12 protein-coding genes are annotated in these 13,315 nt (G+C 52.3%); all 12 read right to left on the bottom strand.

The genetic code is table 11. The annotated features are described in order from the left end of the window. Positions 1–14: 14 nt before the first annotated feature. The 12 genes from LDL70_RS16950 to LDL70_RS16895 all read right to left on the bottom strand — a co-directional run bounded on the left by LDL70_RS16950 (position 15) and on the right by LDL70_RS16895 (position 13,141). Positions 15–1,511 (bottom strand): hypothetical protein, encoded by a 1,497-nt coding sequence (locus tag LDL70_RS16950; protein WP_225689216.1) that lies wholly within the window; start codon positions 1,509–1,511, stop codon positions 15–17. Then, complete coding sequence (locus tag LDL70_RS16945) at positions 1,511–2,947, bottom strand: hypothetical protein (protein WP_225689215.1); 1,437 nt, start codon at positions 2,945–2,947, stop codon at positions 1,511–1,513. The genes LDL70_RS16950 and LDL70_RS16945 overlap by 1 nt, the downstream gene beginning before the upstream one ends. Further along, positions 2,947–3,312, bottom strand: coding sequence for a hypothetical protein (locus LDL70_RS16940; RefSeq protein ID WP_225689213.1), 366 nt, complete (start codon positions 3,310–3,312; stop codon positions 2,947–2,949). Before LDL70_RS16940 ends, LDL70_RS16945 begins: the two co-directional genes overlap by 1 nt. Then, positions 3,305–4,324 (bottom strand): tail fiber domain-containing protein, encoded by a 1,020-nt coding sequence (locus LDL70_RS16935; RefSeq protein ID WP_225689211.1) that lies wholly within the window; start codon positions 4,322–4,324, stop codon positions 3,305–3,307. Before LDL70_RS16935 ends, LDL70_RS16940 begins: the two co-directional genes overlap by 8 nt. Then, the gene (locus LDL70_RS16930) at positions 4,324–4,755 is read right to left on the bottom strand and encodes a hypothetical protein (RefSeq protein WP_213597379.1); all 432 of its coding nucleotides are present in this window, start codon (positions 4,753–4,755) and stop codon (positions 4,324–4,326) included. Before LDL70_RS16930 ends, LDL70_RS16935 begins: the two co-directional genes overlap by 1 nt. Next, positions 4,752–6,209: a hypothetical protein gene (locus LDL70_RS16925; RefSeq protein WP_225689209.1), complete on the bottom strand. Its 1,458-nt coding sequence runs from the start codon at positions 6,207–6,209 to the stop codon at positions 4,752–4,754. The genes LDL70_RS16930 and LDL70_RS16925 overlap by 4 nt, the downstream gene beginning before the upstream one ends. Before the next feature lie 10 nt (positions 6,210–6,219). Further along, positions 6,220–6,906: a hypothetical protein gene (locus LDL70_RS16920; RefSeq protein ID WP_225689208.1), complete on the bottom strand. Its 687-nt coding sequence runs from the start codon at positions 6,904–6,906 to the stop codon at positions 6,220–6,222. A 55-nt stretch (positions 6,907–6,961) separates the two neighbouring features. Beyond that, entirely contained in the window at positions 6,962–8,047 is a 1,086-nt protein-coding gene (locus tag LDL70_RS16915; protein WP_075657637.1) for a N4-gp56 family major capsid protein, read from the bottom strand. 159 nt (positions 8,048–8,206) lie between these two features. After that, positions 8,207–9,175, bottom strand: coding sequence for a hypothetical protein (locus tag LDL70_RS16910; protein ID WP_225689206.1), 969 nt, complete (start codon positions 9,173–9,175; stop codon positions 8,207–8,209). An 86-nt stretch (positions 9,176–9,261) separates the two neighbouring features. Continuing rightward, positions 9,262–11,256, bottom strand: coding sequence for a phage portal protein (locus LDL70_RS16905; RefSeq protein ID WP_225689204.1), 1,995 nt, complete (start codon positions 11,254–11,256; stop codon positions 9,262–9,264). A gap of 3 nt (positions 11,257–11,259) precedes the next feature. Next, positions 11,260–12,693: a terminase large subunit domain-containing protein gene (locus LDL70_RS16900; protein ID WP_225689202.1), complete on the bottom strand. Its 1,434-nt coding sequence runs from the start codon at positions 12,691–12,693 to the stop codon at positions 11,260–11,262. Continuing rightward, positions 12,611–13,141, bottom strand: coding sequence for a terminase small subunit protein (locus LDL70_RS16895; RefSeq protein ID WP_225689200.1), 531 nt, complete (start codon positions 13,139–13,141; stop codon positions 12,611–12,613). The genes LDL70_RS16900 and LDL70_RS16895 overlap by 83 nt, the downstream gene beginning before the upstream one ends. Between the last annotated feature and the right edge of the window lie 174 nt (positions 13,142–13,315).

Genomic DNA, 13,315 nt, shown 5'->3' with positions numbered 1-13,315 from the left:
AAGGTTCGCCTTTATTATTTATCTGATTGGCTGGCAGCTTGCGACGCTAATAACGCCTCAACAATCCGATTGTTTAACTCACCAGTAGTCCACTTAGGTGCGTTACCTCCTGAACGGATAAGCGCTGATAATCTATCGACGGCGCTTTTCGTACTGTGATCCGCTGCCATCTTTGCTGCTAATCCGCCACCGCTTGCAGCAAGGGATAGCCCGCCGGTTCCAAGTGCCGCCCCTGCATTGAGTAAAAGAGGCAATCCGCCGCGCGTAGGAGACAGCCCTCCGCCTAAGCGCAATAGATTACGCACCGCCGTTCCATTGGCGATTTCCGCCATAGCTCGCTGTTCACCCACAGTGAAGCCCTTACCTTTTTGGCGTACCTTATCGATTTCCTGCCGTATGGTGTTGTCAATATTACCACCGGTTCCGGCTTTGCCAGCGCGATCTTTTGCTTTGTTAAATGCATACTCAATCTGTTCGGCCTTGGCTGATCTCTGCCACAGATTGCGGGCTTGTTGCAGCGCTCTAATGCCCTCTTGCTGATTTCCCATAAGGATATCGCCACGCCCCGGCTTTGTGACCATATTGTCAAAAGAATCTATCACTTTTTTTAGTGCGGCATTATTCTCTTTCCTGAAATCTGAAAGTGGGCCTTTATAACCTGCCCCCATCGCCTTGCGTGCCTGCTCCAAGCCTTTCAGCGTAATATTTTTTCCTGAAAGTTCGCCGATCACATCGAGAGCATTTTTCACACCACTATGTAAGTCTGGCCTATAACCAAAGTCCGCAAGTTCAGGCACGATAGTGCTTTTGAGTTTTTCGATAGCATTAGGAGAATAAACAACGCCTGCATTATCTGCCGCCTCATAAGCGTCTTTTGCGCCCTGTTTGAGCTGCTCAATAGATGGAATAGACCTTTCTGCTGCTTTGCGGGTGGAACGGTTTGCTATACCAGCAATCGTACCACCCGAACCGATACCGCCAAGTAATTCACCGGCAATTTCAGCCCCGATATTATCAGGGAAAAGTTGCTGCGCTGTTGCGCCGACAACGCCACCACCTGCCGCTGCACCAAGTCCTGCGGCAAGCTGCCCTGCGGTCTGCGCCGTTCCAGCGAGTGGCACGATTGCACCACCTACGGATTGTGAGACACGGCGGGCGAATTGTTGACCGCTGTCATCACTTTCTGGAGATATTGCCAGCCCTTGACGCAATCCAGAGGAGCCACCGAGAGGCGCATCAGAGGCTTTAATGTTCGTACCGAAAAGCGCATTTACGCCGCTGACGGCTGGCTTAACGACGAAATTATTCATCAGATCAACAGGAGCGCCCAGTGCGCCTGTCGCACCTTCCATCAGGCCTGAAAACATCTGCGAGCCATAACCAGACTGATCATCAGCCTGAGGCTGTGGTGCAGATTGTTCAACCAGTGGGGCAGCATCCCACCAGTTGCCGCCTGCTGTGTCTGTCTGTGTCTGCTCAACAAGAGGCGCAGCTTCCCACCAATTTGCCATTATGGTTTCCTCCGAATACTTCCATCCGGTGCCGTAAATTGTGTGCCACTCGGCAGAGCATCAAATTCAGCCTGACTGTTAACTTTGGCTGTGCCAGCAGGAGGATACGCTGCATCTGTGTTTCCACCAGCTTTCTGCTTTAATTTCTGCATGCCGTCTGAGACTGCGCTTCGAAAATCCTTTAGCGCAGTTTTAAAATCATCCTCGCTTAGCGAGCGATCCATTCTCGCCATTGCTGCTTCCGCTTTTGCGCCTTCAATTTCAGTGATAGCGCCACCGCCTTTGAGCATGCCGAATGCCTGAAGAAACGCGCCGCCTTGAAGCTTTTTGATATAGGTCAGTGCATCACGCCCACTTGCTCCCATTGTCCAATTGGGACGGTACTGGTCAGCAGGCCCCACAATTGCAGATAACCCGTCATGTGAGAGCAGTGTATCAATATCAGCAATCGTTTGTTCACTCCTCGCAAGATCAGAAGGAAGCGCAGTGAAAGCCTCTCCCTGCGCCTTTCCTACGACTTTTTCTTTCTCAGCATTTGCAAGATTTTTAGGAACGGAGCCAATAATCTGACCGGAGCGCTTGTCCTTAATGGCATAACTATCACCAAGATCGATTTGTTCAGTACCGGACGAAATATCAAACCCGCCTGTATCGACCTGCTTGAAAGAACCGTTTTTACCAAGAACGCCCAAAACTGGTTTGCCCTGATCATCCTGCCCCCAAATAGGATTAAGACCATATTCAGTAGCCCCACCACCGTTGTTTTTCTCCCACTCGAATTTCTCGCGGGCGAGTTGGTCAGACGGTGAGAGCTGCGGGTTTTCCAGCTTCTGAATTTCCAGTTCCATCTTGCGCTGTTGGAGCGCCTGCATCGGATCAACACCTTTGCGCATGGCGATCAGATAGGCGTTGAGAGAAGCGCGGTCACTGGCAACGGCCTGCGCTTCGCTTTCATCCATCCCTTTGCTTTTCAGCCATTCAACAGTCTGGTTCTGGTTTTTCTTCGTCTTCCTGTCCTGATTACCGGCGGCAATCATCTGACTGCCTTTTGACAGGCTGTCCTGCATAGTGCCGCCCATGCCCCAGCCCAGAAACATATCGCCTAAACGCTGACCGAAATCGCTTTTGCCAAACTTGGACAGACCATCAAAAAAGCCGCCAGATTTGGACTGCGGCGGCTGTGCTGGCATTGCTTGGGATGTTGAGTGTGTCGGCATTGGATCGACCGCTCGTGGCACCTGTGCGACCTGCTGTTGCAACACATCTATTGGCACGGGTAACGGCGGCGCGGGCTGTTGTGCAGCTTCTGCACCCTGCAAAAGCATGTTCGGATTTGGTCGCGGCGCAAACTGTTGTGGCTGCCCTGTCAGAAATGGAGCCAGCAAATTGCCGATAGTTTCACGCTGATCAAGAAAGCTTGTGAGAAGATTGCGCATTATACCTGACCACCTTTCCCCATGATCTGAGCGATATAGGCTGAGAGCGGGTTCCCCTGCTGACCACCAGCCATCTGTACTGGTGAGAATTGTGCTTTGGGCTGGTTCTGTCCGATCTGGGCAAGCAAATCCTGCCTGCTCTTTTCTGCGTCCGTCATTTCAGAGCGATACTTACCGAGTTTGCCGCCGCTCATATCCTGCAAGGCTTGAGAGAACATATTGCGGTTCTCAGGCGTGCCAGCAATTGCCTGCTGAAAACTTTCCAGCTTGCCACCGATACCACTGAGAAATCCACCGCTGGCGGCAGCTGTTGGTTGTGCAATGGTGTTCATGGCGCTGCCTGCGCCTTTCAAAGCATTAAACATACGCCACCACCTCTATGTTAATGCCGAGAGCGTCGTAATTGACCGCCAGATAGCCGTCATCTTCCAGCACAACCGCATCCGGATACTTATCGGCCACATCATGCGCCATCAGGCCACGGAAGCGTGTGGGTTCGCCCATATAATTGAATTCATACATTGGCAGCCCATTCTCATAAGCGCCGGTGTGTTCAATATTTTCTTTGAGCCGCGCGTCAGATTTCATGAACAACGAACCGACAGCACCAAGCGCACCAAGCGGATTAGACGGCTGATTGACCGTCTGAACATTAGTGCCATAATTGCCCGCAGAACCAGCAGCAGCACTCTGCAACAGGCCGAGCCGCGTCCAGTCCTTCATATCCTCTGCCTGCCACTTGGCATAATCGGCCTGCAATTTATCCTGAGCGTTCTTATCCTGTAGCTGCCCTGCACCGATCTGTGCCTGACCACGACCAAGCTGCGCGGCATCCACACCAAGCTGGCTCTGAATAGACTGCGCATTGGCTGCATCAATCGCGCCAACAGCCTTGAACTGATTATCCATTGCACGGTTGTAATCGCTCTCCAACCCTTGCAGCAGCATATTGGTGGTGTTCTTGCCAAGCACATCGGTGTTCGCGCCGGAGCCATAGCGCCCTGATCCGGCAAACTGGCTTTGGATCAGGTCATTGGCTGAGCTGATTTCATTGTTCAACCGCTCACGATAATAGGGATTACCCTCTTTGAGATATTTGCCGGAGGCATAATCTTGCAAATTGGATTGCGCACTGGTTGGCTGTCCGGCCTGCTGTTTCAGCGCGCCATAATCCGCGCCACCATTCATGACGCTACCAATACCGGCCTGCGTATTGGCTCCAAGATCGGCAACGGTCTGGCCTTGATAGACATTGCCACCTTTACCGCTGTTATAAAGATCCATTGCCTCGCTGGCAGACTTTTGAAACAAAGGAGCCGCCCATGCAGGCGGCTTATTCTCGGTTGTCTGTGTCTGTGAGCCGCCTTTTTTACCCATTATGCAAGTCCTTTCCGAAACATTGCCAGCTCAGCGCCGTAGCCCTGTTTTGCTAATGCACGTTTCCAGCCCAAGCGGCCAAGAACGCTGCATTCATGGCAACCCTGATCACGGCCATATTGTTCGATTTTTTCAATCAATGGCGTGCTGTCCAAACCATCTTCACCGGCCAGTACCGTCACCATGATTGTGCGGTGATCTGTTGCCTGATTATGTTTGATTTCAGTGAGCACAAAGGAAACATATTCCTCGCCATCGAGGATCAGCCATAGCTGGCGCTCACCTGACAGGATTTCCTTCATCAGGGATTTGATTTCGATATCTTTGGGAAACCGCGCTACCATTCGCTGCATAGAGGCGGTGATTTGTCGGCCATAATGCGCAATACGCTCCGGCGGCCAATCGTTTGTCAGATGAATGTCGAGTGTCATTTCATACCTGCCGTGCTGATTTTGGTTTCAATGCCTTGCGCATGCGTCCAGATTGAACCGGCAGGGATGCGAACTCTAACTTTATGAAACCGCGAACGGGACATGCGACGATACATGCCGGTGCGTGAGGATGGCGCTTGCTCATCCTGCCAGCGAAAAGCTTCTGAACGGCGAAAGCGTGAGCCAATCGCCAAGCGGGCATCATCTGTATCGGCAATCAGATAGGTTTCATGAATACGTGTCACGCCGCCGGTGGTATCGCCGATCTCCTGTGTAGTAATCACGGCTTCCTGCGTCTGGCCGTTGAAGAAGCCAAGTGCCCCATCCGGCGTAAAAGCCGCCAGTACAGGCGAACCGCCCTGCCATGAACGGGCATCAAGCGAATAAGGCAGGGCATCAATCGAAGTTGAAACCGCGTCCAGCCCTTCCAGCGTATAACCAAGTGTGGCAGCAGACATGAGCATGGATGCGGCAATATCAGCCTTTGTCCAACGGCTCAGCGCCCAATCATAGATATATATCTGATTGTAATTCTCATTACCGAAGCGCCGGATTGCAAAATATACACGAGAGTAAAACGGATCGACAACGCCCATGATTTCAGCAGTATCCGACCATTCTACCTGATCAAAAACCGTGCGGTCAACTTTTTCAAAGCCGATATTGGCCATAGAGCCGTCAGGAGCAATCTGGAAGAACCCGCCCTCGTCAGCATAAAAAGCCAGATTTGCACGCGACGCGATAGAAAGACGTGAACGCGCGCCGCGCTGATCATGAATTTTCTGAAAGGTGAATATCTCAACCGAGCCTGGAACAAAGGTCACCCGCCGGATTGCTTTTTCCTGAAACACAAGCGGGTTCGTCGCCTCAGTTGAACCTTGAACCACGCCACCATCAGGAAACTCCTGATAATCGCAATTCTTGCTACCAACAGTCCAGTGCTCTGCATCATTTAAACCAGACCACCATACACGGCGCGGATGCGCAGGCAGCCCCATCAGAGCAACAAAATCACCCCAGACCCGCACAATCGCAGCGCGGGGCGGATTCCCGCCAAGATCACGAAACAACGCCTGCCCAAGCTCAATCACCTGCGGATTGTCGTTTTCATTCACCGCGATTACAAAAGTGCCAAATTGCGCAAATGACCATCGTGCCTCTCGGCTGGCATTATACTGCGTGTCGGTCTTCGATATATTGACCCATCCCAGATCGGTATTATCCAGCCGAAAAAGCCCCGTTGCTGTGCCTGCAAAAATATAGGTGCCGCCCAGATCATCGCGCGCCATAAATCCACCGAGACAGGCAGTAGGCAGCGCTTGCGACAAAGGTTTAAACTGAGGAAACGGGATATAAGACCCGTCAGCGCAGAGCACATTGTTCACATCACCGGTGTAAGCTCCGTTCAGATCAGAAACATCGGGGCGAAATTCTGCAAATGGGATTGTCGGCATGGATTATACCTTAAAATGCTGTCGCACGGATAACTCCCCGCGCATTGCGTGAGGTTGTTTCTCGCTTCAAAGCTTTGTGCTGATCCTGATAATCACTTAGCGCTTCTGTGGCGACCTGCGGGTCTTTGAGCGTATCTTTAGCCAAAATATATTTGGCGCGGGCTTTGATAAGGTCATAGGCCTCAGTCACCCATGCATTGGGGATTTCAAAGCTGGTCAATGGTGCAAGACGATATGCGCCAAGCTGCAAGCGGATTTTATAAGCATCATCCGGCACCGGATAGAGGCGCAATTGCTGATTGAAATAGGTATAGGAAACCGGTTCGCCTTTGACAGCATTACGGTCTGAAAGCCGTTCCATATTTTCCGGCGTATCACGACGCAGATCGAGCACATTTCCTGCATTATCCTCACGATAAGCAGCCTGAATATGCACAAGGCGCGGAATTTGCTCATGAGCTGGTGCGCCATACCATTGCTGATCGGCAACGGTATTAAACGTCACATCACGGGTTTCATTGAAATAATAGGTTTCGCGCTCGCAATAACGGATTGAAGCCGCAATCGCGCGCTGGATATCAGCAGTATATTCACCGGTCGTATCGTCAACATCGCGGGAAATATCTGCGATAAGTTGCGGAAATGTATAATCGCCACCGGTGAAATTCGGCCCCGATGTTACAACTGTAATCGCCATATGACCTCGCCTTTCACAAAAGAGAAAGGGCGGGAATGACCCGCCCAATCAGGATTTATGCAGCCGGTGCAGCAAAAGAGGTCAACACAACGGTGCCGTAATCCACGCCGTCATAAACGGTCTTTTTAAGGCCGCCGATCATGCTGGCACGAACACCAAGTTCACGATCATAGTCAAACAGATCTTCCACCCATTTGAACTTGTTTTTGCCGCCGTCTTTACCAAACGCCATCGAGGCCGACTGCGCACCGCAGAATATTGCACGGCGGGTATTGGCTTTCTGCTTGAGGCTTGCCGGGTCGGTTGCATCGATGCCAAGCGGTACACGGCTGTTCTCAACAATCAGCGTACGGTTATAAACACCGAGCGCACCGGTATAGAGACCGTTCTTGTCGATATCACCGCCCTGCAAGCGTTTGCCCTGCAGGTCAAACCAGTTGCCGACCGTTGCCACGTCCTTGCGCATTGAGAGCGTCTGATCCGGATGAATAAAGCAGACATAATCAATATCCGCGCCCAAGCCCTTGATCGGACGCACCATTGGAGCCGCGTTTTTCGCACGGTTCACAGCATCGTCGATCATTTGCAGTTTGAACACATCAGCAGCAACAAGTGCCTGATCCGTTGCTTTACCACCGGCGCGCAGGATGCGGCCAGCACTTGGAGCAATGGCGGCATTGAAACCGGTATATTTGCCATTGGTGACAAAGGTATTGCCCGCGAGCTGGTTGAAGAACCATGTATCAATACGGTCGGCCATCCAGTCCTTCAGGCTGTCATAGCTTTCTTCACGCATATTGTAAGGTACGCGCTGACGATCAATTGTACCTTCGTTGCGGACGCGATGGGCATGACCAAGTTCGTTGATCACCATCTTGTCGCTCTGGCGGGTCAGGCTTTCTTCATTACCTTCCTGCACTTCGTTTTCAGTCGTACCGTCACCGGTAGCCAACATACGAATGCCCCATGTGATCTGGTCACCGGCACCTTTTTTGGTTTCGGTCATGATCTGGCACAGAGAACCGGCCTTTTCGCCCATATACTGATAGGCGGTTGTTTCTTTGAGTGCCTCAACATCCATACGCTGAGACCAGAGTTTTACAGTCAATGCATCATTGACGGGCTGAACAGTGGTAGCCATCGGGCTAAACCTCCAAAATCTGATTGGGAATTTGAGTTAATGCTTGCGCATCACGCCGCGCGGCTAAGCGGAAAGCAGGATTACGCCTGCTGCGGTTCGGTCTGACGTCCCGAATGACGAAGGGCAGTTTGAAAGCATACCGAGGCTTCATTGCTGTGCTCAACGACCGCCAAGCACCTTGATAAGACGTGTCTGATTTTCAGGCTTGGTGTACCACCGCTCGAAATCTTCCGGCGACATGTCTGCAATCGCTTGAGAGGTCAGTACATCACCACTTGGCGCGCCACTTGCCTGAGCAACTGTTTTATTACGCGACTGCGCATCCTGAATTGTCTTTAGCTGTTCTGCTGCTGCATTTGGAGCCGGAGCGGCACCAGTAAAGCCGTATGCTTTGGACATATTATAAATCACCTGTGCAGGTGACTGGCCGGTTTTTGCCGCCGTGATTACGATATCACGCAGCTCGGCGTTCATTTGCTGATTACGCCCTTCTTGCGTCTGGAACTGAGGATAAGCCGCCGCCATAGACTGCAACTGCTTGTCACGGGTTTCGGACAGAAAATGTACAGCATCCCCATAGTCTGGCGACTGAGTTGCAAATTCCTGACATGAATCCCGCCAGTAATCAGCAACAGCTCTTTCCTGAGCCTGAACCTGTTGCTGTTGTGCAGCTTGGGTTTCTCGCTCCTGAATTTGTTCGAGCACTTTCTTATTCTGCCGACCTTGCCACTGCATATGGGCGAAGATATCAACAGTCGGATCTGGTTCCGGATCATCGTCGACAGCCGCAGCCTCACCATTCTGCCGCATAGCCTGAGCGAGAGTGTTCCAACGGTCTTCAAGGACTGCTTTCGCTGTTATTTCAGCTTGCAGTTTAGCCTCAATTTCCTTGCGCCTGCTGCGCTCTTTGCTGAGTGCACCATAAGGCACGGTACGATTAGGATCACCTTCCTGCTCAGCGCTGTCCCCATCTGTCACAGGGGCTTCCGGCTGTGGCTGCTCCTGAACAGCGCTTGTTTCCGGCTGCTCGATAGCTGTATTCAGTTTATCTTCCGGCAGCACTTCACCGCCCGACGAAAAATAAGCCTCTGCCTCAGCAGAGAGCTTGCCTTCTTCCATATCCGACATGATTTTTCCTTGAGAATAGTCTGACGTGACCAACGGCAACCGATAGCGCTCGGTTCAGCGAGAACAGGGCTTCCCCCTGCTATTTGTTAAATGGCTGAGCCGCGCCGCGCCTCTGAAGTACGACGGATTGCATTGCGGCTCTCCTCAATGGCAAGGCGTTGCGCATCCAGTCTGCCTTTTTGCTCCGCAGTACCGGCCTCAATCTCAGCCTTGCGCTGCCTGACCATAAGCTCAGTCGCTTTTTCCTGCAATTTCATCTGCCCGAGCTGCTGTTTAACAGCCAGATCAGCTTGTGCGCTCTCCGCCTTAGTTTTAGCCGCAATTTCTTCCGGAGAAGGCTGCGGCGGTTGCTGGCTTTGCTGTTCCTGCGCTTGTTTAGAGCGCTCTCTGATGCTTGCCACAAGTGAGGCTGGCAGCGGTGAAAGCTCCAGAAGCTCAAGCAGAATATCCGGCGTGACCATATTACCGATCAGCGGGAATAGGCTCTGCATCACCGCCCAAGTGCGCTCTTTTTCGTTCGGGCTGGTCGGGCTGTCATCAATGATGATGTCGTATTTCTTGTCGACTTGGCGAACCAAGGGCAGATATTGCTCTTGTCCTTTACCAACGACACGGATTAGGCGGCCATCCGACAAATAATTCTGCAAGAGATAGAGAATGGTTTCTGCCTGACGCTTGCGATAAAGCCGCAATGCATTGAACAAGGAGGCAAGCACCCCAAGCGATGACTGCTTGCGGGTGTTTTCCAGCACACCAGCCTGATCAACTTCACGCGTACCGATAAACTCCCGTGAGAGACCAGTTACTTGCGTAATCGCTTCCTTGCTCTCGTTGAACAGTGCGAAAAAGCCCTGCGGGAATTGCGCCGGTGGTTTGGGCTGGATTTGCCCGCTTTGCAACGCTCCGGCATTCACCCATGTGATTGCATCCGGACTTGCCCATGTTTCCTCAGCCTGCCGAATATTATCGAAAGCCTCTTTTTCCGCCAGCAACCCGCCTTTGGATTGCGAGTTGAGCAGATGCATGATCTGGCTAAAGAACTTGTTCGTCCAGCGCTGCGGATCAATTGCAGCGCGAACAATACCGTAAAACAGCCCGTCTTTAGTGTCGAAATAGCCGGTCATAACATCCCAACCAAGACGGCCTTGCGGCGCCAACGGGCTATCGATCTCAGCCAGCAGACTGTTGCCAAGAAATGCACGTCTTGCCACTTTGCGCATCTGGCGCACCAGTTTCAGACTTGGCGCAATCTCAGGCATTTCCTTATTGATCTGCTTGACCTCAGCAGTCGTAAATTCGCGCATAGCCTGTGGGTTTTGCGGATCAAGGCCACGATAATACGGCTCACGTTCCAGCCACCGCGCCTCAACAATAACAACCTTCTCACCTGCTTCGAATGTCCGCTCACCCTGATTATCATCAGAATAGCGATTGCCGTGGTTCACTTGATGCGGATTGTCCCGCCCTGCATCATCACGTGCCCAACCGGCGTGCAGCGCTTCTTTGGGCATATCCGGAAACATATCTTGCGCTTCTTCAATGCTCATTTCCCGCACGCGAAACATGCGCATAGCATCAGTCATGTTGAGCTTACGAGCAGTTGATGGAAACACCATTTCAAACGGATCAATGCGCTCAGTCACCGGCGCACCGTCTGGATCATCCTCATAATCAAGGCGCGTATCCATGAAACTGAGGCCGCTGACAATCATATCGCGGAAAGCTTCACTATCCTCATATTCAGCATTGGCTTCATCACGAAACCATTCGCCACCAGCAGTTAGGATTTCATTCGCGTGTGCATCACCCTGTTCACGCGGGATAAAGCGCATTTCGCGACGGTTGTTCATTTCAGAACCAACAACCGCATTGGCCAGAGGCGCAATATTGTTGAAGGTTAGAACAGGGCGCTTTTGCTCCTGCATGGCAACCAGATCGCCATCTGACCACTGATTGCCCGCCACAAAGTCAAAATGCTCTTTGGCATGTTTGCGCCATGCACGCACTTTATCGATATCGTCTTTGTACCAGCCTTTGAGCCGGTCAAATATCGCTTCGCTGTCGATTGCTTTTTCAGCCATATTTTACCCACTCATCCAACTTGAACCGGTATTTGGCCCGAACCCGCGATAAGCGCGGCTGGTTTCCGGTGGCGGTGCCTGCTTGGCAAACCGCAACATCATCAATGCGTAACGGGATGCAGAAATCACGTCATCACGCTCTTTCACAACTTTGCCGTCCTTCCGGTGATAGGTTTGGCGCTCCTGCAACCAATCCTGACAGGTCGAGAATACTTTCCAGCGCCCTGTCTGCATCCGCAGCAACATGTCTGACAGTCCGGCCTCAACACCGTTTGAACCGTCAAGAAACTGCGCGCGTTGCGGCAGCATCTTCATGCCCTGCTCTTTGTATTGCTTCGCTATCTGCTCACCGGAGCCTTTATCGTGCTGCAAGCCGTCATGCGGCCACGACCACGGCAGCCATGCGCCCCACGGTTTCAATGCTGCTGCATGAATAAGCGGTGTTGCCTCACGCTTGCGGTAATCTCTTGTGACATAGACAATATCGCTGTCCCGATCCCATGCGAGGCTGGTGGCAGCAGTCGGGTGATCCCAACCAAAGTCGATACCGCCGATCTGTACCCAATGCGCAGGGATCGGAAACGGTTGCACCACAATATCTTCCTCAGCCACCGGAAAGATCAGACCGGAGCCGAGTGTCGGTATGCCCTTGGTGCGCGCTTCACGCTCATGTGCCGGGTAGCTGGCAATAATGCGGTCGCGTTCCTCTTGCGAGTAATGCAGCGCATCCTGAATGGTCATCATGATCTTGATGCGATCCGGCGCATCTTCAAGAAAGAACCGCGCAGAAACCGCCGACATACCTTTGAGCGGCGTATAGGTCATCATCACGCTGCCCTTGGTGGCATTTGTGCGCGTGATACCTTCAAAATAAACGTCTGAGGGCGGTTCTTCATCAAACCAGACGAAGTGCACCGTATTGGCCTGCCATTTTGAGCGACCTTGGTCATAGGATTTGAACAGCAGAGACGAAGCTCCGCCACTCACATGCCCGACCGTCACCGTATCAATGGCATTGGAAACGCCCTGTCTGCGCGTCGTGCGCTGGATGCAGCGTTTCGGGATAAAACCTGTACCCCATTCTTCTTCACGGTCAGGCTGACCAACAAGCAGGCGCTGCACACCATCACGGGTCAGCTCACCGCTCTCGGAGCCTGCAATCACCACAATCGGATGGTCAAAGCGTAAGCCCTGCCACCAGAACGGATATTCTCCGGTCAGATGCATGGCGACCTCTGCCGCACCGGATAGGGTTTTGCCCAACTGGTTACCGGCAGCAAAAAGGCGCTCCCGATAAGAAGCGCCTGCATTATGAAATTCTATCTGTTTTGGATAAGGCTCATACCCTTTGAGCCTATTCACCTTCTTCCGGTGCGCCCTCTCGGCCAGCAAGCTTTCCAGCTCCAACTTTTCCGAGTAACTCAGTGATCCGAGCATCTAATTGCTCCTCTGGCATAGACTGGAGCGATCCAGAAACATTCAGATCAAGCTTGTCGCTGTATTTCTTGGGGCGAAGCTTACCGGCCATCCATTTACGGGCATCGACCCGCAAAGCTGATCGGCGCAATGCCTCACCATTCTCCCGCCAGCCAATGTTTTCGCCGTCCCCGTTCTGGCGCTCCATCCAGTCATTGCGCCCATCATCGGCAATTTCAAGGATATCATCGAAAATAGCGTCTCCTTGTGCCTCGCGTGCGCGTGCGTACTGGTCTGAAAACTCAGGATGCAATGAAAGCCATCTGAAAACCGTAGAACGAGCTGGGAGAGCTTCATCTTCACAAATGCTGCGTAGGCTCTCCCCGTCTGCCAGCCTCTCACAGATCAGATCAGCTATGTCCTGACTATAATCTGTCGGCCTGCCTGTTACCGGCGCTTCATCGGTCATCACTTACCCCTTGCTCCTGCTGCAATCCATGCAATGCCAGCGAGTACCGTCCACATGAGAATGACCATCCCGATAAAGTGCCAGAATGATTGAAAGGTGAATTCGAGGAAGGGCATAGTTCATCCTTATGCAGGTCAGCCGAAAAGGTTAAGACAGCATTGGCAAAAATGAATC

It is taken from the genome of Pseudochrobactrum sp. XF203, assembly GCF_020341615.1.
GTDB lineage: Bacteria > Pseudomonadota > Alphaproteobacteria > Rhizobiales > Rhizobiaceae > Pseudochrobactrum > Pseudochrobactrum saccharolyticum.
This window is presented reverse-complemented; position numbering and strand designations above follow the sequence as displayed.